The following is a 1,859-nucleotide window of genomic DNA, read 5'->3' on the forward strand; positions in this document are numbered from 1 at the left end:
GTTGCATACACTGTAACAACAGTAATTGCAGGGGAAGTATATGAAAGATTATATCGAGGAGCGAGCAGTAGAAATCGCATATTATATTATTGAGAACCAGGCGACAGTGCGGCAGACCGCAAAAAAATTTGGAGTTAGTAAGAGTACCATACATAAAGATGTAACGGAACGGCTTTTGCAGATTAATCCAGGGCTTGCCAATCAGGCACGAAAGATCTTAGATCAAAATAAGTCAGAAAGACATATCAGGGGAGGTATGGCAACAAGAGAAAAGTATTTGCATCAGCATTAGAAGAATACGAATAGTAAGAGGAAATGCGGTTTAGAACACAGGGGGAACAAAAGATGAGGCGTTTTGTATATTTATTTGAATTGGATTCAGTGCGAAATTCGAAGAAAGAGATCCAGAAAGGTCAGCAGGCACTTTTTGAGGAGATTGTCAAAAAGGGAAATACGGTTGTGCTTTCGTTTAATCAATTGACGGACTCAGAAGCTTTTTTGTGTGCGATTAGAGATGAAAAAGCATACGAACAGATGGTGCAGTTGTTTGCGCTTGGGGCAATTAAAATTTCAAGATATGGAGATGTCAGAACTCCGTCGCAATATATACAGAACGCAATTGACAAATGCAACGATTCGAGCAAGGAGGAGTTTTTGTTTTCGGGTCTGCCTGTGCGCTGTGCAGAGAAAGATTTACTTGAGAAGATGAGGCATGCGCTTCAGTATAGTGATACAACTGTTTTGGAAGAGTTAATGGAGAATGAAAAAGAGGAAGAGAAGAAGAAAGATCTTGAGTATGTAATTCGATTTGTGCGAATGATTCTGATGATGAGTCTGGAGAAAATTTCAGGGCAGCCGGCAAATACCGGAGAAAAGAGAAATTTTATGCAGTTTTATGAGGAGATTGTGGAGATACTTCGAAAGCCTAAGTCTTTGTTTGCAGGGGAATCTGGCAGGGAATTGGAAGAGGGATTGCCGAAAGCGATAGAGATTCTGGAGCGAACAAAAAAAGAATTATACCGTGAAGATAGAACAAAAAAATTGATGAACAATCGCACGAATTGGATAAAAAAACTTGTATCAGAGGAAAAGGCAGCACTCGATTCACAGCAGCTGCTTGCAAAGGCAGTGGTCGATCTTTGCTATAACTATACAGTAGAAGAAAGTATTTATCAGGTGTCGAAACATTACGACAAGGAAGGAGACACCTTCCAGAAGGATTTGACCGAAAGACTGATGTTATATTGGAAGGAATGCAAAGAGAGAGGACAACAGTCTGAGGAGATAGAGCTTCCACCATGGGACACAGCCGTTCGTGTGGTATCGGAGGAGCGAAAGCGTGACAGGGGCTTACAGACCAAAGAGTGCATAGGAAAATGCTACGAAGAAGATTGCGAGAAGGAGAAGAGGAGATGGAATCTGCGGATTACATATCAGATGTTTGCAAGACTGCGTACAGCGCTTTTGTACATTGTGATTTTCTGTGGAGTAGATTACTTTATGGGATTTGTGGAAGACCAGGTGATGGGATTGTTTTTTGATGTGACAGGAAATGAGTGGATGCGTATGCTGTGGTCGATGGTTTGCTCTACCATTATGTTCGGAATAGTAGGCTCTGTTGTTGCAAATGTGTTTCAACTGCCGGATATTTTAGAAAGTGTACGAAGTATTGGTGTGGGTATGAAAGATTTGTATCGAATCGGAATGGCAAAGAGCGGCATTTCCTATCAGAATCCAGATAAGGAGAGAAAGATTGAAAATGAGAAGTAGAGGGTATCCATTACCTTAAGCACACGACAAATAAGCCATCTTTCGGTGGCTGCTTTAAAAATTGAATATTGAGAAGTTAAGGTTATGCG

The 1,859-nt window shown here is 41.0% G+C and carries 2 protein-coding genes; both read left to right on the top strand.

From position 1 onward, the window contains the following. Positions 1-40: 40 nt before the first annotated feature. A complete protein-coding gene (gene spoIIID, locus ACTQXY_RS15335; RefSeq protein ID WP_022250990.1) occupies positions 41-292 on the top strand; it encodes a sporulation transcriptional regulator SpoIIID in 252 nt (83 codons plus the stop codon). A gap of 53 nt (positions 293-345) precedes the next feature. After that, the gene (locus ACTQXY_RS15340; protein ID WP_441660195.1) at positions 346-1,770 is read left to right on the top strand and encodes a hypothetical protein; all 1,425 of its coding nucleotides are present in this window, start codon (positions 346-348) and stop codon (positions 1,768-1,770) included. Positions 1,771-1,859: the final 89 nt, after the last annotated feature.

It is taken from the genome of Faecalimonas sp. LCP19S3_D12 (assembly GCF_052121495.1).
Classification (GTDB): domain Bacteria; phylum Bacillota; class Clostridia; order Lachnospirales; family Lachnospiraceae; genus Faecalimonas.